Here is an 18568-nt window from a genome sequence, read left to right as displayed (position 1 = left end):
ATCAAGCCCGGGCCTTGGTCCCGACAGGTCAGATCCTCTAGGCTCCCGCGCATCATGGCGTTTCCCGAATCCGTCTCTCTCGCGCTTCCCTGCCAGCGCCACCTGTTCGAGATGCCTGCCGACATCTGCTATCTCGACGCGGCGGCGTGGTCGCCGCTTCCGCGGGGCGTGCGCGAGGCGGGCGAAGCGGGAATTCTGGTCAAGAGCCGACCCTGGGACCATCCCCGCGCGGTGGTCCCGGCTTGGGCCGAGCGGGCGCGCGCAGCGGCCGCCCGGCTGATCGGGGCCGGCGCGGACGATATCGCGATCGTCGGCGCGGTCAGCCATGCCATGGCGGTGGCCGCGCACAACCTGACTTTGAGACCGGGCGGGCGCCTGCTGCGCGTGGCCGACGAGTTTCCGTCCCTGCGATTCGCCTTCGACCGCCTGGCCGAGCGACAGGGCCTCGTGGTTGAGGAGATCCCGCGCCCTTCGGACGGGGACTGGACCGAAGCCGTCGCGGCCGCGATCACGCGGCCGGGCGCCGCGCCGCTCGCCCTCGCCACCCTGACCCCGCTGCACTGGACCGATGGCAGCCTGATCGACCTCGACCGTCTCGCCCCCCTGGTCCATGCGGCGGGCGCGGCCCTGGTGATCGACGCGACGCAGGCCGTGGGCGCCGTTCCTGTGAGCGTCGCCCGGTGGCGCCCCGATTTCCTGGCCTTCCCCACCTACAAATGGACCCTCGGTCCCTATGGCCTCGCCTTCCTGTACGCGGCGCCGCACCGGCAGGACGGGGCGGCCATCGAGGAGAATGTCGGGAACCGGCCGCCGGCCGTCGGCGCACGCCGCTACGACCGGGGCGAACTCTACGATCCGGTGGCGTTGTCCATGGCCGTAGCCGGGTTGGAGCTGATCGCCGAATGGCGCGTGCCGGCCATCGCCGCCCGCCTGCGCGGGCTGACAGACCGCTTGGCGGACGGGGTCGCCGCGTTCGGCCTGACGCCGATGCCGGCGGCCTTGCGGGCACCGCACATCCTGGGATTGCGGCCGCCTGCGGGGATGCCGACCGATCTCGTCGGGCGCCTGCACCAGGACAAGGTCTTCGTCAGCGAGCGCTCCGGCGCCCTGCGCATCAGCCCGCATGTCTGGGCGAACGACGACGATCTCACGCGCTGCATTGCCGCACTGCGCGCCGCGTGCCAGGGCGTCATCTGAGACCGATCGGGCGCGGATCCTTCGACGCAGGCATAGAGCCGGAGGAATGCGGATGCTGCGCCACCGGCCGGCTCTCGATGACGGTGCCGGAACACCGTCGGCGCGCCCATACGGAGACTGTCCACACCCACATGCCCGATTCGATGCCGCGTCCCGGTGATTGGCTCCGGATCCCGGGTCCCGGCCGTCGCCGCCTGCCCGGACCGATGCGCGCCGTCCTCTCCGGGCGGTTCGCCGTGATCCTGTCAGGCGAACTGATCCAGAGCCTGTTCCACTTCCTCCTGAACATCCTGCTGGTGCGCGAACTCGGCGCGCACGATTACGGCTTGTTCGCCATCGTCTTCGCGGTCGGTGCGGTCGGCATCACCTATATCCGGGCCCTGGTCGCGGTCCCGGCGACGATCCACGTCGCCCGGAGCCTGGGGCGGCCCGCGGCGCTCGGCTACGACGTGATGTTCGGCTCGGGGGCGGTGCTCGTCTCGGGCGTCATGGCGACAGGCGTCGGCTTGGTGCTGATCCCGGTGATCGGCCTCGGCGCGCTCGCGGCGGGAGCCTTCGTGGGCCTCTACGCCTTCCGGAGCTATCTGCGGATCGTGCTTCTCGCCCGCGGCCGTCCCAGGATCGCCGGCCTGAGCGATCTGGTCTACGCGGTCTGCGGCGGTCTCCTGGTCGCGCGGTGGCTGAACGGCGAGGGCACGGCGCTCCTGGATCGGGCCTTCGCGGCGATCGCACTCGCCCACGCGATCGCGATCGCCGTGGCGTACGGGGCACTCCGCGAGCGGATCCGCTTCTCCCTCCACGCGCGGGCACGGGCGCGCTACCGGGCGATCTGGCGGACCCTCGCTTGGTCTCTGGCCGGCGTCACCAGCCTAACCGTGCAGGGGCAGGGGCTGACCCTGCTGCTGGCGCTCCTGGCCGGGCCTGCCGCCTATGCGCCGATCGCCGCCACGATCGTGCTCTATGCGCCGCTGCGCATCCCGGCGAGCGCGCTGCTGAACATGATCCTGCCGGAGATCAGCCGGCTGCTCGCGGCCGGGCAGGTCGACGCCGCACGCCGGCTCGTCATCCGCAACGGGATCCTGCTCGGCAGCGCCTGTCTCGCCTATGGAGCGCTGATGGCGGCCGCCCTGCCGCTGATCGAGGACATCCTATTCAAGGGGCGGTTCGCCGATCAGCCGATGGGCTGGATCGGGCTCGGCGTCTGGGCGGTGGTGACCGTGTCGCTGCTCTACGCGATCCCGCGGGCCTATCTGGAGGCCTCCGCGGCGTTCCGGACCATCACGGCGGGTGCGGTGGCGAGCGCCGCCCTCGGCATGGCCGTGATGGTGCCGATCCTGCTGTTGCTGATGCCTCCCGCCACGGCGCTCGTCGGCCTGCTGTCCTCCGAGGTGGCCACGCTGGTCTGGTCGGTCTCGGCCTTTCGGACGCTGGCCCGGCATCCGAGGCCGGCGCGGCCCGTCGGCGTCCTGTGAAGGGCGCGGCGGCGGCGCTCAGCGGAGGGAGAGCAGGACGGGCGCCAGTTTCCGCAGCGCGGGCGTCTTGCTGTAGATCCAGAGCGGGTTGTGCTGGACGACGTGGGTGCACAGGCCGCGCTTGAAGTCGAAGACGGGACGGTTCACAGCCGGATCGATGCCGCCGAAATCGAAGACGCGGCAGCCTTCCGCCTTCGCTCGTTCCACGAAGCGCCAGACGGCGAGGGTGGCGGCGCCCGTCGCCCGGGCCCGCGCGTTCGAGGCCGTGTAGAAATCCGTGCAGCGCGTGTCCGACAGATGCGCGATGCGCACGAGGATGCGCTCTCCCTTCTCGCGGACGTCGAGGAAGAGCAGGTGCTCGTCCTCAGCCGCGATGTCCCGGTAGGCCTTCGGCTGCAGCGTCGTGGCGAAACCCTTGCGCTCCCGCAGGGCCGCGAACATCGCGGTGAAATCGTCGAAGGCCGACAGGCGCTCGGCTCGGTCTGTCAGGAAATGCGTCGTGACCTCGGTGTTGCGCTCCGCCTTGCGCAGGGCCTTGCGCCAGCGCTGCTCCATACCGGCCTGGATGGCGTCGAGATCCTGCGTCAGGTCGAGTTCGAGAGTGTGATCGTGCGCGCCGATCACCGGGGTGAAGCCGTGCATCAGGAGAGCCAGCGTCGCATCCCGTGTCTCGAACTGCTCGTAGTCGATGGCGAGGATGTCGAGCCGACCGAGGGCGAGGTGATCGATGAACGCCGCGAACACCGCCTCCGCGCGGTGTGTCCCCGCCTGGGTCAGCAAGGGGCCGCCTTGGACGTGGATGAACCGCGCCGGCCCCTTGCGACGGGTCTGCCACTGGATGAAGGCGAGATCCGCGCCGTCGCCGGTCACCACCGCGCGCCGCACCGCCAATCCGCGCCGCGCCTTGTAGGCGCCCCAGGGACTGCCGCAATAGATGTTGGCGCCCGGGCAAGCCCAAATCCGTCTGTCCCAGTCCAGGGCATCCGCAGTCTCCTGAACTGCGAGCTTGGCTGCCATGTCGCTCCTCGTCCTGCCCAGGCAGGGTTGTCCGCGCTGCACGCTCATCGATCAGGCGCGGTCGCATTGCATCCTTGCGCCGCCGATCGTCCACAGGGTGACTGCCGCACTGCGCGCCGAATCCCCGTCGTGTCCAGCGGGCCTTCGAGGCCTCGGGGCGAATCCGCGAAGCGGTGGACGACCGTCAGTTGCCGTATGGTCCGCCTCGCCCCGCCCCGCGCGGCTGCGGCGCTCGGCCCCGATCGCTGAGGGCGAGCCCGGTCCCACGACCGGCTCCGTCGCCGGATCGGAACCGAGGCGAATGCGAGGACGCCGGCTCTAAGCTGCCGGGCGGGCCGGAACGTCCGCGGCGCGCGCGGCATCCGTCGCCCGCGGGCGGCGCAGCGTCGTCCGGACGATCGCCTCGATACCCTCGGCCGCCGAGGCTTCGGAGAACAGGCTCTCGTAGCGTGCCCGCGCCGCACGGCCGAAATCGCGCCAGCGCGCCGGGTCAGCGACCAGATCCGCCAGCACGGCGGCGATCGGCTCCGGGCCGCCCGACGGAACGATCCAACCGGTCTTCCCGGCCTCCACCACCTCCGGAAGGCCGCCGATGGCGGTGACGAGCGGCGGAACGCCGTAGGACATCGCCTCGATCGCCACGCGGCCGAGGGATTCCGGTCGCTGCGACGGCATCGTGACCACGTCGGCCCAGCGGTAGAGCGCCGCGGGATCGGCGACGAACGGCGCGAGGGTGACCTGATCGGCGAGACCCGCCTCGGCGATCCGCTTCACCAGGGCCTGCTCGCGGGCGTCATCCTCGAAGGCGCTGCCGACGATGCGCACCTGGATCCGCTGGCGCACGGGTTCGGGCAGCGAGGCGAGGGCCTCCACGAGGACGTCCTGTCCCTTGATCCGGCTGATCCGCCCGAGCATCAGCACCCGAAGCGGCCGAGACCCGTCATACGCAGGCCGGTTCGGCTCCGCCGGACCGGCGATGCCGTTATAGACGACGCGGGCTGTGGTCCCGTGGGGCAGGGCGTAGGTTCGCTCGGTGGCCCGCGAGTTGAACACCACGTTGGCGCCGCTCCAGCGGATCAGACCACGCAGGACCTTCAGCACAACGCCTTCGGGGATCTCGTGGACGTGCACGATGCTCCGGCCGGGCGCGAGCCGGGCGGCCAACAGATAGTCGGCCACCACGGTGGTGTTGATGTAGACGAGGTCGCTCGCGCGGATGCGACGCAACGCACGGATTATGGCGATGGGCAGCGTCAACAGACCCAGAGTTGCGAGTCGCGCCAGATTCTTGCGCCGCAGGATCCAGAGCGGTGCGATGACGATGTCGTTGGCGAACGGCTCCAGCCCGGCGACGATCGGACCGTGCCGCGGGAGCACCACGTCGATCCGCGCGGTGGGATGGGCGGCCCGGATGGTCCGGACGGTCTCGATGAAGCAGCGATCCGAGCCGTACAACTCGAAGCCCTGATGGACGCAGGTGATCCGCAGACGCGACGTGGCGTCGCCCTCCGCGCGCATGGCGGCTGCGAGGGCGCGATCGTCGTCGCTGACGCGACACGACTTGAATCCTGGGCTATCAACCATAAGTCTATTTCTGAATTTTTACAGCAACTAGCGGTTGTAATAGCAGGGCGCCGTGACTGTATCCTCGGGCTTTACAATAGGGGCCCTTAATTGGGAAGGAAGGTCCATGGCTGACCGCGCACCGAAACTACTTATTCTTGGCACGCGCGGAATTCCGGCTGCGCATGGCGGCTTCGAGACTTTTGCCGAACGTCTGGCGCTGTTCTTGGCCGGTCGCGGATGGCAGGTCGGGGTGTACTGTCAGCGAGACGTCGACACGGTGCGGGAGCGCATTTCGACTCGCCTCTGGAACGGCGTCGAACTGATCACCGTGGAGACCGGCCTGAGCGGCCCTGCCGCGACTCTCGCCTTCGACGCCATCTGCACGCACGATGCGGCGACACGCGGCGGCGTGTGCCTGGTGCTCGGGTACAACGGTGCGGTGTTCCTGCCCTACCTGCGGGCGCGCGGCGGACGGATCGTGACGAACATGGACGGCATCGAGTGGCGCCGTCCGAAATGGTCGCTGCCCGTCCGCGCCTTCTTCTATGTCAGCGAGTGGATCGCCGCGTGGTCCTCGCAGCGGTTGGTGGCCGACCATCCCGGGATCGCCGACCATCTCGCCCGACGCCGGCCGCGCGCGGCCATCACGACCATTCCGTATGGCGGCGACCCTCCGGCCGAAACCGGACCGCCGCCCCTCGGGCTCGAGCCCGATCGCTACCTCGTTTCGATCGCTCGCATCGAGCCGGACAACAACATCCTGACGCTCGTCGAGGCGTTCTCACGCCGCGCCCGGGGCATGCGGCTGGTCGTCCTCGGCACGCTGAATGTCGGCAACCCGTACCATCGCGCCGTGGAGGATGCCGCCTCGCCCGAGGTGCTGTTCCCCGGCGCCATCTATGAGCCCGAGCAGGTTCAGGCCCTTCGGGTTCATGCGCGGGCCTATCTCCACGGTCACACCGTGGGCGGCACCAACCCGTCGCTGGTCGAGGCGCTGTGGGCAGGCAACGCCGTGATCGCCCACGACAATCCGTTCAACCGGGGCACGGCCGGCGACGATCAGTTCTACTTCTCGGATCGGGACAGCTGCGCCGCAGCGATCGCGCATGTCCTCGCCGACGAGGCCGCGGTCGCGGCGGCCCGCAAGGCCGCACGGCGGCGCGCCGAGCGGTTCCGCTGGGACGACGTGCTGGCCTCCTATGAGGACACGCTGCGCCGGGTCGGCGGCTACCCGCCGGCGCCGGACGTCTCGGCCGCCGAACCCGGCGCCGTTCTCGTCGGCGCCGCAGCCGGTCCGGAATGGTAGGCCCAAGCCGGCGCTCGCTGCTCGTCGGTGCCCTCGCAGCGGCGGGGGCGCGACCCGTCCGAGCGACGCCTGCGCCGATCGCGTTGCGTCGGGGCATCGCCCTGTGGCCGTGGTTCTCGCTGACCACCGAATACCCGCCTCCGCGGACCGACTATGCCTGGCCGCCCTTCCAGGCCGGCCGGCCGATACCCACGCCCCGCGACCTGGGGCAGCTCGCCGATCTCGGCTTCGACTTCGTGCGACTGCCCCTCGATCCCGGACCCTTCGTGGCCTTCACGGGCACCCGGCGCACCGAACTGTTCGATGCGCTCTCTGCCGCCATCGATGCGATCCTGGCGGCCGGGCTGCGCGTCGTGGTCAATGTCCAGGCCAATGCCGCGACTCACCATTACACGCCCGACGCGTTCTACGGTTCAGACCGGGCGCCGCTGTTCTCCGCCTATCGCGACCTCGTCGGCGCCCTCGCGCGCCTGTGTGCCCGGAAGGATGCCGGCCAAGTGGCCCTGGAACCGGTGAACGAGCCGCCGCAGGCCTGCGGCGCGCTCGCCTGGAATCGGGTCCAGGACAGGCTCCTCGAGGCGGCCCGGGCGGCGGCACCGGCGCTGACCCTGGTGGCGACGGGATCCTGCGGCAGTCTCGTCGCCGGCCTGACCGCGCTCGATCCGGGCACCCTCGCGCGGTTTTCGCCGCTGCTCTACACGTTCCACTTCTACGAGCCGTACCTGTTCTCCCATCAGGGGGCGACGTGGCTTACCGAGGAGCCGTTCTATCGCTGGCTCACGGCGGTTCCCTGGCCCGGGACGCGCGGCACGCTGCGGGAGACGCTGGCGGTGGTCGAGGCGCGCATGGACGCGGACCGCACGGTGACGCAGGCCGAGAAGGCGCGCGATCGGGCGGTGATTGAAGCGAAGCTGCGCGACTATTTCGAGGCCGCGCCCGGCCCCGCCTACATCGCCGACGCGATGGCGCCGGTGTCGACTTGGGCGGACCTCTACGGCATCGCCCCGGGACACGTTCTGATGGGCGAGTTCGGGGCCCTGCGCACCGATGCCCGGTTCACGGCGTCCCGGGCTCCGGACCGGGCCGCCTATATCCGCGACGTCCGGATGGCGGCCGAGACGAATGGGTTCGCCTGGTCGTTCTGGAATCTCTTCGACGGCCTCGGCTTCATGGACGACGCGCACGTCGCCGATCCCGCCCTCGTCGCAGCGCTCGGGCTCCGGAGCCGGTCCTGAAACGCCCGCCGATCCGGCCGATCTTCGCTCCCAATCAGACGCGCCCCCGGGCGGGGAGGGGCGGGAACAGCACGATGAGCATCAGGGCGAACTTGGCGAGCAGGGTGGTCTTGCCGGCCAAGCCCTCGAAGGTGTTCACCAGGATCACGAAGGCCAGGATCGGCAGCCAGACCCCGCGCCGACAATCCCGCGCGATCTCCGCCAGGTAGAGCCCCACCGCGATCACCAGCACCGCCGTCACCAGGATGCCGTGATAGAGCACGGCCGAGATGATCGAATTCTCGATGCCCCATTCCAGCCCGTAGATCCGGCGCAGGGTGTTCACCTGCAGGAAGTCGGGGCCGAGCAGAAGCTGCCGGAACGGGATCGCGTCGAAGACCGAGAGCATGTCGACCCGGGCCTTGGCGCTGCCGCCGTCCGAGACGAACCGGTCCAGGAGGGTGTCGAAGAAGCCGGCAGCGGCCAGGATAGCGACCAGAACCGGCAGCAGGGTGAGGGCGAAGCAGGCACCGGCCGCCGCCGCCAGCGGAACGCGGCCGGTGCGCAGGGTGCGGTTCAGGGCCACGAGGCCCACGCCGCTCCCGAGAACCAGTGTCGTGACGGTGGCCGAGCGACCGCCGAACGTGACGAGGGCGACCAGCTGGAGGCCGATCATCGCGGCGCGGGCCATCGGCGCCAGCCGGCCACCACCCTTGGCGAGCGCCAGGATGTAGCAGGCCGTCAAGGTCGCGTTGGCCAGCGGATGCCCCTGCAACGCCGCCGAGCGGGTGTCGGATTCGAACGCGACGCCGTCGAACCGATAGGGAAAGAATCGCTGGCCGCTCGCCAGTTCGAACAGGCCGAGCAGGGCGTTGGCGAGCATGACCCCGTGGAAGACGGTCTCCAGCCGGCCGAGCGTGGCGGCGTCGCGGTCCATCAGCAGGATCGGGATGAGGCCGGCGAGCACGAAGGTATCGATCGAGCCGGCGAGGCCCGCGCCGCCCCGGGCCGCGATCAGCGCGAGGAGCGCCACGCCGCAGGCGGCCAGGAGCACGCTGGCCGGCCGTCGGTTCAGCGCGCCTGCCACCGGGATCACGGGATTGCCCGCCCGCACCAGCGTCCAGCCGATCAGGATCACCGCCAGATAGGTGGCCGGGTGGATCTTGGAGGCGGCCGAGCCGGTGATCCCCTCGTAGTTGAGCCCCAGCACCCACAGAAGGCCGCCGGAGACCCCGACGAGGAGGAGGGCCCAGAGCGACAGCGCCGCCGCTTCCACCCGCAGAAGGACCCGCAGAACCGGACCCGGGCGCGCCACCGCGGCGCGGCGGCGCGCGACGGCGGTCTGCCGGAGGGTCCTCACGCGGTGCGCCGGGTGAGGAGCAGGGAGCCGGAGACCGGTCGGCCGAGGGCCTCCGACGTATCGACGAGGTCGATCAGATCGCGCTGGCGCGTCGCACCGTTGCAGGCGACCAGCAGCAGCCGGTCCGCGGCGGCCGCCAGAGGGCCGAGCCGCAGATTCTCGGTCAGCACGCCGCCATCCACGATCACGAGGTCGAAGCGTCCTTTCACGCCTGCAATGAAGCGCTCGATGTTGGCGGGTGTCAGGGCGTCGCGCAGGGGCTTCACCGTATCGCCGAGTCCGATCCGGCGGGCACCGGAGGCCGGGTCGGTCTGCGTCACGGCGTTGAGGCTCTGCTCGCCGCGCAGCACGTCGAGCAGGCCGCCGGTGCCGGAGCCGTCGGATCGCAGATCGGCATCGATCCGCAAAACCCGGTCGCCGCGCCCGACCGCCACGGCGGCGAGCAGCGCGATCACGGCCCGGCGCTCCGCATCGTCGGATTCGCCCGAGGTCACGAGCAGCGCCAGGGAGCGGCCGCGGCTGCTTGAGGTCGCGGCGAGGTGGTCGAGCGTCATGCTCGCCGCGCTCGCGCTCGCGCCGCCCGGCCGCAGGCCGGGCAGCACCGCGACGACCGGGGCGTTCGACAGGCGCTCCAACTGCCGGGACGAGAGCACGGTCGGCGCGAGGTATTCCCGCGTCAGCGCGAGACCGGCGCCGAGGCCGAGGCCGCCGGCGAGGGCGGCGGCGACCAGGATCAGGCGCGGTGGCCAGCTCGGATCCTGCGGCGGCCGCGCCGCGGTGATGATCCGCGCGTTCGAGCTGTCGATGCTGGTCTGCTCCTTGATCTCCCGGGCGCGGACCAGGAAGGCGTTGTAGACCGAGCGCGCCGCGTCGACCTCCCGCTCCAGCTCGCGCTGCTGCACCGACGACTGGGCGTTGACCGCCGATTGCCGCTGCAGGCGTTCCAGCTCCGCCGCGAGGGTCCGTTCGTTGGCCTGGGCCCGCTGGGACTCGGTCTCGGCGGCGCCCGCGATCCGGTTCAGCTCGGCGTCGATCAGCCGGCGGACGTCCTGCATCTGCGTGCGCACGGCGGCGATGAACGGGTGGCGCTCGCCGAGATTGGTGCGCAGGTCCGCCTCCTTGGCCGCGAGTTCCGCGTACTGGCCGCGGAGCCGGTCGATCACTGAGGACTGGACGGCTTCCGGCATCGCTCCGGACCCGATCGCCTGCCCGCGCGCGTCGCGGATCCCCTGAAGGCGCGCCTTGGCCTCGGCGGTCCGAGCCCGTGCCGCGACAAGCCGTGCATTCAGGTCGGTGAGTTGCTGCTCGTTCACCAGCCGGCCGCTGGAGGCGATGAGGCCGTTGCGCGCCTTGTAATCCTCCAGTTTCTTGTCGGCGGTGTTGACGGCGTTCCGCAGCTCGTCGAGGCGCCCGCGCAGATCGCCCGCGGCGCGCTTGGCGGCGTCCGAGCGGGCCTCGGTCTGGTCCGTCAGGTAGGCGCCTGCGATGGCATTGACGATCCGCGCCGAGAGATCGGGGTCGGTCGTGGTGACGACCAAGTCGATCACGAACACCTTGTCGGCGCGCTTGACCGCGAGCCGGCGTCGCAGCTGGTCGAGGGCGCGGCCGCGCGCATCGACGCGCCGTTCCGGTCTCGGTCCGGTCAGCATCTCGCGAAGGGACGCCAACGCACGGGCGATGCCGCTCTCCTGCGGAACGCCGAAGCCTGGCACCCGCTCGAGGCCGGCCTGATCGACCGCCCGCCCCAGGACGGCGTCCGACTCGATCACCTTCACCTGGCTCTCGACCTGCGCGATGCCACCATCCGGCGACAATGCGGCGGGATTGACGTCGTTGGTGACGACCTGACGGTCTCGGGGATCGATCAGGATCTGTCCCGTGGCCGTGTAGAGCGACGGCGTGATCAGGGCATAGGCCAGCACGGTGAGTCCGAGCAGCAGCGCCGTTCCGAAGACCAGCCGCTTGCGCCGCCACAGGATCCGCCACAGGTCGCCCAGCTCGGCCGTCGTGTCCGGACGGTTCGGGCCCGGACGCTCGGGATGAGCCGGCTGCACGGGGGCGAGCCACGTCGCGACAGCGATGTTATGGTCGATCTGTGCCACGATCGGTCACCGTCGTCTCAATCTTGGTCGGTCCCTCGCGGGCGCCTTCTCTACTGCAAGAGTCGCGCAGTCTGCGGACAATGTATCGGGACCCCGATCAGCGCCTCAATCGCGCGGATGACTGGGGGCATGGTAAACAATCGGCACGCGGCGCGGTCCCGGATGACTGCGTCGTTCCGATTGTTGCTACAGCATGTCGGTGGCGCGCGGCTCGCACACGTCGCCGCATCGCGGAGGTCTGTCGGCAGGCCGACCTAGCCGGCTCGCCAGCCACGCAAAGACGGCGGCCCCCGTGATGCGGCTTTCACCGATATGGAGCGCCATCGGCGTGGATAACCGCTGCGGCATACTCTATTATCCCATCGGATAAATTGTATTGATCACGTGGCGACGTAGCATTGTCTAACTTCGCGGCCTGCGATCCAATTTTGGGTGCGCTCTTATGCAGACAGCCAGCTTCGAGGACCGGGCCGGTGGGCGGCGCGATGTCAGTGCCCATCTGCGTCGGATCGCGGACGTGACCGGGGTGCCGGTCGCGGCCTTCTTCGGGACTCCGGCATCGCGCCCGCTGGCCGATCTCATCGAGCTGATCCGCCTGTGGCAGTCGGTCGCCGACGAGGAGGGCCGCTTCGAGATTCTCGCGGTGGCCCGGGCCCGAGCGGCCGGCGCGAAAGACGGCGGAGCGGCGCCGGCCTGAAGCGACGACCTGAAGCGACGACCTGCGGTTTTTGGTACGCCCGGCCCTGGCGGGATCGGGTCAGGACCGCTACATGATGACAGCGGGGCTGCAGAGTTCGTCAGGAGCACTATCCCCGGGGCCTTATCGACTCCCTCGGGAGCTGTCCCTGGCCTCGTCCCTGGACTTGGCCAACACGGCGCCCACCTACGCTGTAGGTTTCCCGGGATCGATCCTCCAACGGCTCACGTGGCTCCGCACCCGACCCCTCCCCAGGCCAGCGCCGAAGCTCCGGACGTCGCCCGAAAGGCGGAACTCCGCCGCGCTGCCCTCGCAGCCCGCGACGCCCTCGATCCCGCGGCTCGGCAGGCCGCCTCGGCGGCGATCGGACGCGCGCTCCTCGCGCTGCCCGAGCTTGCCCAGGCCCGTCTGGTGGGGGCCTTCTGGCCGATCCGCAGCGAAGTCGATCCCCGCCCCGCCGTCGAGAGCCTGCGCGCCCGTGCCCAGGCCGTGGCCCTGCCGCACGTCACGCCGGACGGCCTGGTGTTTCGCGAATGGCGCGTCGGCGACGACCTGATCGCCGGCCGATTCGGTCTCAGCGAGCCCGATCCGTCGCTTCCGCCGGTGGAGCCCGACGCGCTGATCGTCCCGCTCGCCGCCTTCGACCGGACCGGTCAGCGCATCGGATACGGCCGCGGCTACTACGACGGCGCGATCGCGCGCCTCTCCCGGACCCGTCCGGTCCTGACCGTCGGCATCGGCTTCGCCGCCCAGGAGGTGGAGCGGGTGCCGGCCGAGCCGCACGACCGACCCCTCCAGTTCGTGATCACCGAGTCCGGCGTGATCCGCTGCGACAGGACCGCCTGACCCATGCGCCTGCTCTTTCTCGGCGACGTCGTCGGGCGCTCGGGCCGCACCGTCGTGTGCGAGCGCCTGCCGCGCCTGCGTGAGCGGTGGCGCCTCGACTGCGTGGTGGTGAACGGCGAGAACGCGGCCGGCGGCTTCGGCATCTCCGAGGCCATCTGCGACGAACTGATCCAGGCCGGTGCCGATGCGGTGACGCTGGGCAATCACAGTTTCGACCAGCGCGAGGCGATGGTCTTCATCGCCCGCCAGCCACGCCTGGTGCGGCCGGCGAACTATCCCCCGGGTACGCCGGGCCGCGGTGCGACCGTCGTGGAGACGCAGGGAGGCGCCCGCGTCCTCGTCGTCAATGTGATGGGCCGCGTCTTCCTCGACCCGATGGACGATCCGTTCACGGCCGTGGAGCGGGAACTCACCGCCTGCCCCCTCGGCGCGGCGGCCGACGCCGTGATCGTCGACGTCCACGCCGAGGCGACGAGCGAGAAGCAGGCCTTCGGTCATTACCTCGACGGGCGGGCGAGCCTCGTCGTCGGGACGCACACGCACACGCCCACCGCGGACCACCGGATCCTGCCGGGTGGCACGGCCTACATGTCGGATGCCGGCATGTGCGGCGATTACGATTCGGTGATCGGCATGCAGAAGGACGAGCCGATCCGGCGCATGATCCAGAAGACGCCGGGCTCCCGATGGGAGGTCGCGGTCGGTGAGGGCACCCTGAGCGGCATCGCGGTGGAGACGGATGCGCGCGGCCTCGCTACGCGGGTCGCAGCCCTCCGCCTCGGGCCGAATCTGGAGGAGAGCTGGCCGCAATTCTGGGATTAGCGTCCCGTCCGGTGCCGCGGATGCCGGTTCGGCTAAGGACGAAGCGGCGGTCTTAAGCCTTTTGTGCGTCGCCGATCCCGAAGGGGGTGGGCATAGCTTCCCGCTGACCTTCGCGAGACTTGATCGCGTGCGGGCCTACCCCCACAGTGCCCACGATCGGCGCCGGCATCCGGCTGCCGCGTAATGAGATCAGGTTAGAGCGACGGATGGCCGCCCGAGAAACCGGCGACGTTAACAAGGGGCCGCTGGCACAACCCGGGATCTATCTCGGGCGCATGGTCATCTTCTTGATCCTGGTGGGCTTCCTGGCCTTCATCCTGTTCAGGCAGATCACCCCGGCCTTCCTGGCCAATCCCGGACTCAACGGTCTCATCCTCGGGGTGTTGCTGATCGCGGTCCTGATCGCCTTTGGTCAGGTTGTGCGGCTGTTCCGCGAGACCGCCTACGTCAACGCCGTCGCCAACGGCGGGCCGGTGAAACGGCCGCCGGCCCTGCTGGCGCCGATGGCGCCGATGATCGCCGCGCGGGCTGGAGGCGCCACCCTGCCGGGCACCACCGGCTATCTGGATACGATCGCGGTGCGCCTCGACGAGGGCCGCGACATCCTGCGCTACATTGCCGGCATCCTGATCCTGCTCGGCCTGCTCGGGACCTTCTGGGGCCTCATCGATACGCTGTCGGCGGTGGGCGGCGTCATCAAGGGTATGCGCGGTGGCGGCGATGCCGGCGTGATGTTCGACGAACTGAAATCCGGTCTTGCGGTGCCGCTCTCAGGCATCGGCCTGGCCTTCTCGGCCTCGCTGTTCGGCTTGGCCTCGTCTTTGATCACCGGCTTCCTGGAACTGCAGGCGGGGCAGGCCCATGCCCGGTTCCACAACGAATTGCAGGACTGGCTGATGTCCGGCGCGACCGCGCCCGAGGCCGTGGCGACCGTCGCGGCGGTCCGGCCTGCCGCGGGCACGCAGGAATTGAAGGACGCCGTCGACCGCCTGACGGCTCTGGTGGCCGAGGGCGGCGGGAGCCGCGCGGCGACGCAGGCGATGACCAATCTCGCCGAGGGCATCCAAGGTCTCGTCCAGCACATGCGCGCCGAGCAGCAGATGATCCGCGACTGGGTGGAGGCGCAGGCCAGCCGTGAGCGCGAGCTGAAGCAGGTGCTCGACCGGCTGGGCCGGGAGCGCGTCTAGTGGCCTCCACGGCGACCCGGACCCGACGCACGCTCAATGTCTGGCCCGGCTACGTCGACGCGCTGGCGACGCTGCTCCTCTCGGTGGTCTTCCTGCTCACGGTGTTCGTGGTGGGGCAGTTCTTCCTGTCGCAGGAGCTGACCGGCCGGGACGAGACGCTCGCCAAGCTCAACCGCCAGATCTCCGACCTCACCGATCTGCTCGCCTTGGAGCGGACGAACCGCCGGAATCAGGAGGAGGAGGCGCGGAACCTCCGCACGACCCTCGCCGGCGTCGAGGCCGAGCGCGACCGGGCCAAGGTGCAGGCCGAGGCCGCGACCGTCAGTCAGGGCGCCGCGGGTACGCTCGACAAGCAGCTGGAGGCCGAACGCGGGGCGACGAAGCGGGCGCTGTCTCAGATCGACCTGCTGAACGAGCAGATCAGCGCCATGCGCCGGCAGCTCGCCGCCCTGGAGGACGCCCTCTCGGCCTCCGAGAGCCGCGACCGGGAATCCCAGGCGCGGATCGCCGAACTCGGCAGCCGGCTGAACGTCGCCCTCGCACAGAAAGTTCAGGAACTGGCCCGCTACCGGTCCGACTTCTTCGGCCGCCTGCGCCAGATCCTCGGCAACCGGCCCGACATCCGCGTGGTCGGCGACCGGTTCGTGCTGCAATCCGAGGTGTTGTTTCCGGGCGGCTCCGCGACCCTCAAGCCTGAGGCCGGGCCGGAACTCGACCGCATCGCCGGGGCCATCTCGGATCTCGCCAAGCAGATCCCGGCGGATCTGCCCTGGGTGCTGCGGGTGGATGGGCACACCGATGCGCGCCCGATCAGCACGTCGCAATTCCCGTCGAACTGGTCGCTCTCGGCGGCGCGCGCCATCGCGGTGGTCCAGTACCTCGCCGGCAAGGGGATCCCGCCGCAGCATCTCCTGGCGGGTGCCTTCGGCGAATTCCAGCCTCTCGAGGCCGGGGCGACCGAGGAGGCCTACGCCCGCAATCGCCGGATCGAGATGAAGCTCACCGAGCGGTAGGGCTGCGCGGCCCACCCGGTGGCCTCAGGCGCATCCGGCCTCAGGATCTGAGCCGGCTCCCCCGGCGAGGTCGGGATCGCCCAGTCTTCCCGGTCGAAGAGGGCTATAAAGACGCAAAATTTGTGTCCAATTCAATCTGTATGATTTTTACATGCTATCATCGAAGCGTGTTTTGCCTCCTGTATTTGCGGTTCATTCGCGGCCGTCTTGACGGACCATCGATTTAACCTCTCGTTATCTTTGATGCTCCAGGGTGCCGGCGATCCGGGGAGTGTCATTGATGTCGAAGCTCAACCTGTTCCCGAACGCCGCTCGGCGCGACGTCAGCCATCTGCCCGGTCCGGCCACGGACGGGCACGCCGCTCGACGCCCTCCGGTGGGCCGCGATACGATGGAGTGTCTGGGTGACCAGGAGCCGCATGACGAGGCCGGCGCGATCGCGGCGGCCGTGCGGGTCTTCGAGGACGGGCTGATGCAAATGCAGGCGAGCGCGAGGGTTGCCAACGCGTCGGACGCGGGTGAGGCTGTGGCCGACCAGGCGACCGGCCTCCTCGCAAGCATCGCCGGTCAGACGAGCCTCATGGCACTCCGGGCCGCAATCGAGGCGGTCCGTGACGGCGGGGAGGGGAAGGGCTTCGCGGTCGCCGCCGCGGACGTCAAAGATCTGGCCGGTCAGATGGCACGGGCGACGGATACGATCGTCGCGCAGGTCGGCCTGATCCAGGCCGCGGCGGAGCGGGCGCAGGGCGGGGCTGCGCATCGTCATCGCCGCGTCGCGCAGGCCTCCGCCCAGTGAGCGGCGCCGGCCGTCGCGGCGATGTCCGAACCCGCTCCGGCTAGTCCGCGACCGGCAGGCGCTCGCCGCGGCTGCGGGGCTCCTTGCCCCGTGCCGTTTCGTCCAGCGCATCGGTGAATTGCAGGTTCGCGAGCTGGGCGTAGAGCGCACCCTGCGCCAGAAGGCTCTCATGGGTTCCGGTCTCGACGATTCGGCCGTCGTCGAGGACCAGGATGCGGTCCGCGGCGCGGATCGTCGCGAGACGGTGGGCGATCACCAGCGTGGTGCGGCCCTGCATCAGCGTCGCGAGGGCGGCCTGGACCGCGCGTTCGGACTCGGCATCCAGCGCCGATGTCGCCTCGTCGAGGAGGAGGATCGGCGCGTCCTTGAGGATTGCCCGCGCGATGGCGATGCGCTGCCTCTGACCGCCGGAGAGGGTCACGCCGCGCTCGCCGACCTGGGTGGCGTAGCCCTGCGGCAGCGCCGTGACGAAACCGTGCGCGTTGGCGAGTTCGGCCGCGCGCCGGACCTCCGCCTCGCCGGCCTCCGGTCGGCCGTAACGGATATTCTCGGTGACGGTCCCGGAGAACACCACCGGGTCCTGCGGGACCAGGGCGATGCGGGAACGCAGGCGCTCGGGGTCGACCCGGGCGATGTCCGTGCCATCCACCAGGATCCGGCCGCTCTGCGGATCGTAGAAGCGCAGCAGCAGCTGGAACACCGTCGATTTGCCGGCGCCGGACGGGCCCACGATGGCGATGCGCTCGCCGGGTGCGGCCGTGAAGCTCAACCCGCCCAGGGCGGCATGTTCCGGTCGGGTCGGATAGGCGAAGCGCACTTCCTCGAACGACACCGCGCCCCGCGCGGGCTCGGGAAGCGGCATGACGGGCGACGGCGCGCGAATTGCGGGTTCGGCAGCGAGGATCTCGGTGAGCCGCTCGGCCGCCCCGGCCGACATGGCGAGGTCGCCGTAGACCTCGGAGAGCTGGCCGAGGGCGCCCGCGCCGAACACGGCGTAGAGCACGAATTGCGAGAGTTCGCCGCCCGTCATCGTGTGATTGAGGACGCCCTGGGCGCCGTACCACATCACCCCGACAACCGAGGCCGAGATCAGGAAGATCGCGACCCCCGTGAGCAGGGCCCGGGCGCGGATCGAGGCGCGGGCGGCCAGGTAGGCCTCCTCGGAGGCTGCGGCGAACCGGGCCGCCGTCGCGGCCGAGCGGCCGAAGGCCTGCATGGTGCGCACCGCCCCGACGGCCTCGGCCGCGTACGCGGAGGCATCGGCGAGGCGGTCCTGGGCCGCACGGGATCGCCGCCGCACGCCGCGGCCCGAGACGATCAGCGGGAAGACGATGATGGGGATTGCGGCCAGCACCATCACGGACAGGCGCGGGCTCGTCACGACCATCATGGCCGTGGCGCCCACGAACAGGAACAGGTTGCGCAGCAGGATCGAGACCGAGACCCCGAAGGCCGACTTGATCTGCGTCGCGTCCGCGGTGAGCCGGGAGACGATCTCGCCGGATTGCGACCGGTCGAAGAAGGCGGGGTCGAGCAGGGTCAGCCGGGCGAAGACCGCGCTGCGGAGATCCGCGACCACTCGCTCGCCCAGGGACACCACCGTGTAGACGCGGGCCGCGCTCGACAGCGCGAAGGCCGCGACGACGCCGAGCAGAGCCAGGAAATAGGCGTCGATCACCCCCGAACCGTCGGCGGTGAACCCGTGGTCGATGACCCGACGCATGGCGATCGGCACGACCAGCGTCGAGGCGGAGGCGCAGACGAGGGCGATCAGGCCCGCGGCGATCCGCACGCGGTAGCGCAGGGCGAAGGGGATGAGCGGCCGGAGGGCGCTCAGCGGGGCTTTGGGTCGGCCATCCGCGGCCGCCTTGGTCTTACGGGCCATCACGCCTCACGTGTTTTCTTTGTCCCGGTCCGCGGCGCTTGTGACCGGGGAGCGGCTGCGGTATAGGCCGCCGCTCATCCGATTGCGT

At 70.3% G+C, this 18568-nt stretch carries 15 protein-coding genes and 1 other RNA gene; 11 read left to right on the top strand and 5 right to left on the bottom strand.

Going from position 1 to position 18568, the window contains the following annotated elements:
• Nucleotides 1–54: 54 nt before the first annotated feature.
• Both PQI07_RS06145 and PQI07_RS06140 read left to right on the top strand, forming a co-directional pair.
• Nucleotides 55–1197, top strand: coding sequence for an aminotransferase class V-fold PLP-dependent enzyme (locus PQI07_RS06145; RefSeq protein WP_274926262.1), 1143 nt, complete (start codon nucleotides 55–57; stop codon nucleotides 1195–1197).
• A gap of 206 nt (nucleotides 1198–1403) precedes the next feature.
• On the top strand, nucleotides 1404–2669 hold the full coding sequence (locus PQI07_RS06140; protein WP_274926261.1) for an MATE family efflux transporter: 1266 nt from the start codon (nucleotides 1404–1406) through the stop codon (nucleotides 2667–2669).
• 18 nt (nucleotides 2670–2687) lie between these two features.
• Here the strand turns inward: PQI07_RS06140 and PQI07_RS06135 are convergent, their stop codons facing one another.
• On the bottom strand, nucleotides 2688–3686 hold the full coding sequence (locus PQI07_RS06135; RefSeq protein ID WP_043382631.1) for a lipid II:glycine glycyltransferase FemX: 999 nt from the start codon (nucleotides 3684–3686) through the stop codon (nucleotides 2688–2690).
• A gap of 318 nt (nucleotides 3687–4004) precedes the next feature.
• A complete protein-coding gene (locus tag PQI07_RS06130) occupies nucleotides 4005–5270 on the bottom strand; it encodes a glycosyltransferase family 4 protein (RefSeq protein WP_083936064.1) in 1266 nt (421 codons plus the stop codon).
• A gap of 106 nt (nucleotides 5271–5376) precedes the next feature.
• Between PQI07_RS06130 and PQI07_RS06125 the strand changes: the two genes are divergently transcribed.
• Together PQI07_RS06125 and PQI07_RS06120 are read left to right on the top strand one after the other, a co-directional pair.
• Nucleotides 5377–6558: a DUF1972 domain-containing protein gene (locus tag PQI07_RS06125; RefSeq protein WP_075381331.1), complete on the top strand. Its 1182-nt coding sequence runs from the start codon at nucleotides 5377–5379 to the stop codon at nucleotides 6556–6558.
• Nucleotides 6552–7793: a glycoside hydrolase family 5 protein gene (locus PQI07_RS06120; protein WP_274926260.1), complete on the top strand. Its 1242-nt coding sequence runs from the start codon at nucleotides 6552–6554 to the stop codon at nucleotides 7791–7793. The genes PQI07_RS06125 and PQI07_RS06120 overlap by 7 nt, the downstream gene beginning before the upstream one ends.
• 34 nt (nucleotides 7794–7827) lie before the next feature.
• Here the strand turns inward: PQI07_RS06120 and PQI07_RS06115 are convergent, their stop codons facing one another.
• Together PQI07_RS06115 and PQI07_RS06110 are read right to left on the bottom strand one after the other, a co-directional pair.
• Entirely contained in the window at nucleotides 7828–9132 is a 1305-nt protein-coding gene (locus tag PQI07_RS06115; RefSeq protein WP_274926259.1) for a VpsF family polysaccharide biosynthesis protein, read from the bottom strand.
• Nucleotides 9129–11234 (bottom strand): GumC family protein, encoded by a 2106-nt coding sequence (locus PQI07_RS06110; RefSeq protein ID WP_274926258.1) that lies wholly within the window; start codon nucleotides 11232–11234, stop codon nucleotides 9129–9131. The genes PQI07_RS06115 and PQI07_RS06110 overlap by 4 nt, the downstream gene beginning before the upstream one ends.
• Nucleotides 11235–11676: 442 nt before the next feature.
• Here PQI07_RS06110 and PQI07_RS06105 point away from each other — a divergent pair, with 442 nt between their 5' ends.
• From PQI07_RS06105 to PQI07_RS06075, 7 genes are all read left to right on the top strand, one after another.
• The gene (locus PQI07_RS06105) at nucleotides 11677–11931 is read left to right on the top strand and encodes a hypothetical protein (RefSeq protein WP_274926257.1); all 255 of its coding nucleotides are present in this window, start codon (nucleotides 11677–11679) and stop codon (nucleotides 11929–11931) included.
• Nucleotides 11932–12013: 82 nt separating this feature from the next.
• A non-coding RNA gene (ssrS, locus tag PQI07_RS06100) (6S RNA) lies at nucleotides 12014–12170 on the top strand.
• Nucleotides 12160–12777 carry a 5-formyltetrahydrofolate cyclo-ligase gene (locus tag PQI07_RS06095; protein ID WP_274926256.1) on the top strand — a complete coding sequence of 206 codons (618 nt, stop codon included), beginning with the start codon at nucleotides 12160–12162 and terminating at the stop codon, nucleotides 12775–12777. The genes ssrS and PQI07_RS06095 overlap by 11 nt, the downstream gene beginning before the upstream one ends.
• A gap of 3 nt (nucleotides 12778–12780) precedes the next feature.
• Entirely contained in the window at nucleotides 12781–13599 is an 819-nt protein-coding gene (locus PQI07_RS06090) for a TIGR00282 family metallophosphoesterase (protein ID WP_043382652.1), read from the top strand.
• A 206-nt stretch (nucleotides 13600–13805) separates the two neighbouring features.
• Nucleotides 13806–14786 (top strand): MotA/TolQ/ExbB proton channel family protein, encoded by a 981-nt coding sequence (locus PQI07_RS06085; RefSeq protein WP_043382654.1) that lies wholly within the window; start codon nucleotides 13806–13808, stop codon nucleotides 14784–14786.
• Entirely contained in the window at nucleotides 14786–15799 is a 1014-nt protein-coding gene (locus tag PQI07_RS06080; RefSeq protein WP_043352140.1) for a peptidoglycan -binding protein, read from the top strand. The genes PQI07_RS06085 and PQI07_RS06080 overlap by 1 nt, the downstream gene beginning before the upstream one ends.
• A 280-nt stretch (nucleotides 15800–16079) precedes the next feature.
• Complete coding sequence (locus PQI07_RS06075) at nucleotides 16080–16595, top strand: methyl-accepting chemotaxis protein (RefSeq protein ID WP_274926255.1); 516 nt, start codon at nucleotides 16080–16082, stop codon at nucleotides 16593–16595.
• A 40-nt stretch (nucleotides 16596–16635) separates the two neighbouring features.
• Here the strand turns inward: PQI07_RS06075 and PQI07_RS06070 are convergent, their stop codons facing one another.
• Complete coding sequence (locus tag PQI07_RS06070; RefSeq protein WP_274926254.1) at nucleotides 16636–18480, bottom strand: ABC transporter transmembrane domain-containing protein; 1845 nt, start codon at nucleotides 18478–18480, stop codon at nucleotides 16636–16638.
• Nucleotides 18481–18568: the final 88 nt, after the last annotated feature.

The organism is Methylobacterium sp. 092160098-2, from assembly GCF_028920805.1.
Taxonomy (GTDB): domain Bacteria; phylum Pseudomonadota; class Alphaproteobacteria; order Rhizobiales; family Beijerinckiaceae; genus Methylobacterium; species Methylobacterium fujisawaense.
This window is presented reverse-complemented; position numbering and strand designations above follow the sequence as displayed.

Excerpts from the sequence above, each read along its gene's own strand:
- PQI07_RS06075 (WP_274926255.1), top strand. The coding sequence starts at position 16,080 with ATGTCGAAGCTCAACCTGTTCCCGAACGCCGCTCGGCGCGACGTCAGC.
- PQI07_RS06120 (WP_274926260.1), top strand. The coding sequence starts at position 6,552 with ATGGTAGGCCCAAGCCGGCGCTCGCTGCTCGTCGGTGCCCTCGCAGCG.
- PQI07_RS06085 (WP_043382654.1), top strand. The coding sequence starts at position 13,806 with ATGGCCGCCCGAGAAACCGGCGACGTTAACAAGGGGCCGCTGGCACAA.
- PQI07_RS06090 (WP_043382652.1), top strand. The coding sequence starts at position 12,781 with ATGCGCCTGCTCTTTCTCGGCGACGTCGTCGGGCGCTCGGGCCGCACC.
- PQI07_RS06135 (WP_043382631.1), bottom strand. The coding sequence starts at position 3,686 with ATGGCAGCCAAGCTCGCAGTTCAGGAGACTGCGGATGCCCTGGACTGG.
- PQI07_RS06145 (WP_274926262.1), top strand. The coding sequence starts at position 55 with ATGGCGTTTCCCGAATCCGTCTCTCTCGCGCTTCCCTGCCAGCGCCAC.
- PQI07_RS06130 (WP_083936064.1), bottom strand. The coding sequence starts at position 5,270 with ATGGTTGATAGCCCAGGATTCAAGTCGTGTCGCGTCAGCGACGACGAT.
- PQI07_RS06105 (WP_274926257.1), top strand. The coding sequence starts at position 11,677 with ATGCAGACAGCCAGCTTCGAGGACCGGGCCGGTGGGCGGCGCGATGTC.
- PQI07_RS06140 (WP_274926261.1), top strand. The coding sequence starts at position 1,404 with ATGCGCGCCGTCCTCTCCGGGCGGTTCGCCGTGATCCTGTCAGGCGAA.
- PQI07_RS06070 (WP_274926254.1), bottom strand. The coding sequence starts at position 18,480 with ATGGCCCGTAAGACCAAGGCGGCCGCGGATGGCCGACCCAAAGCCCCG.
- PQI07_RS06125 (WP_075381331.1), top strand. The coding sequence starts at position 5,377 with ATGGCTGACCGCGCACCGAAACTACTTATTCTTGGCACGCGCGGAATT.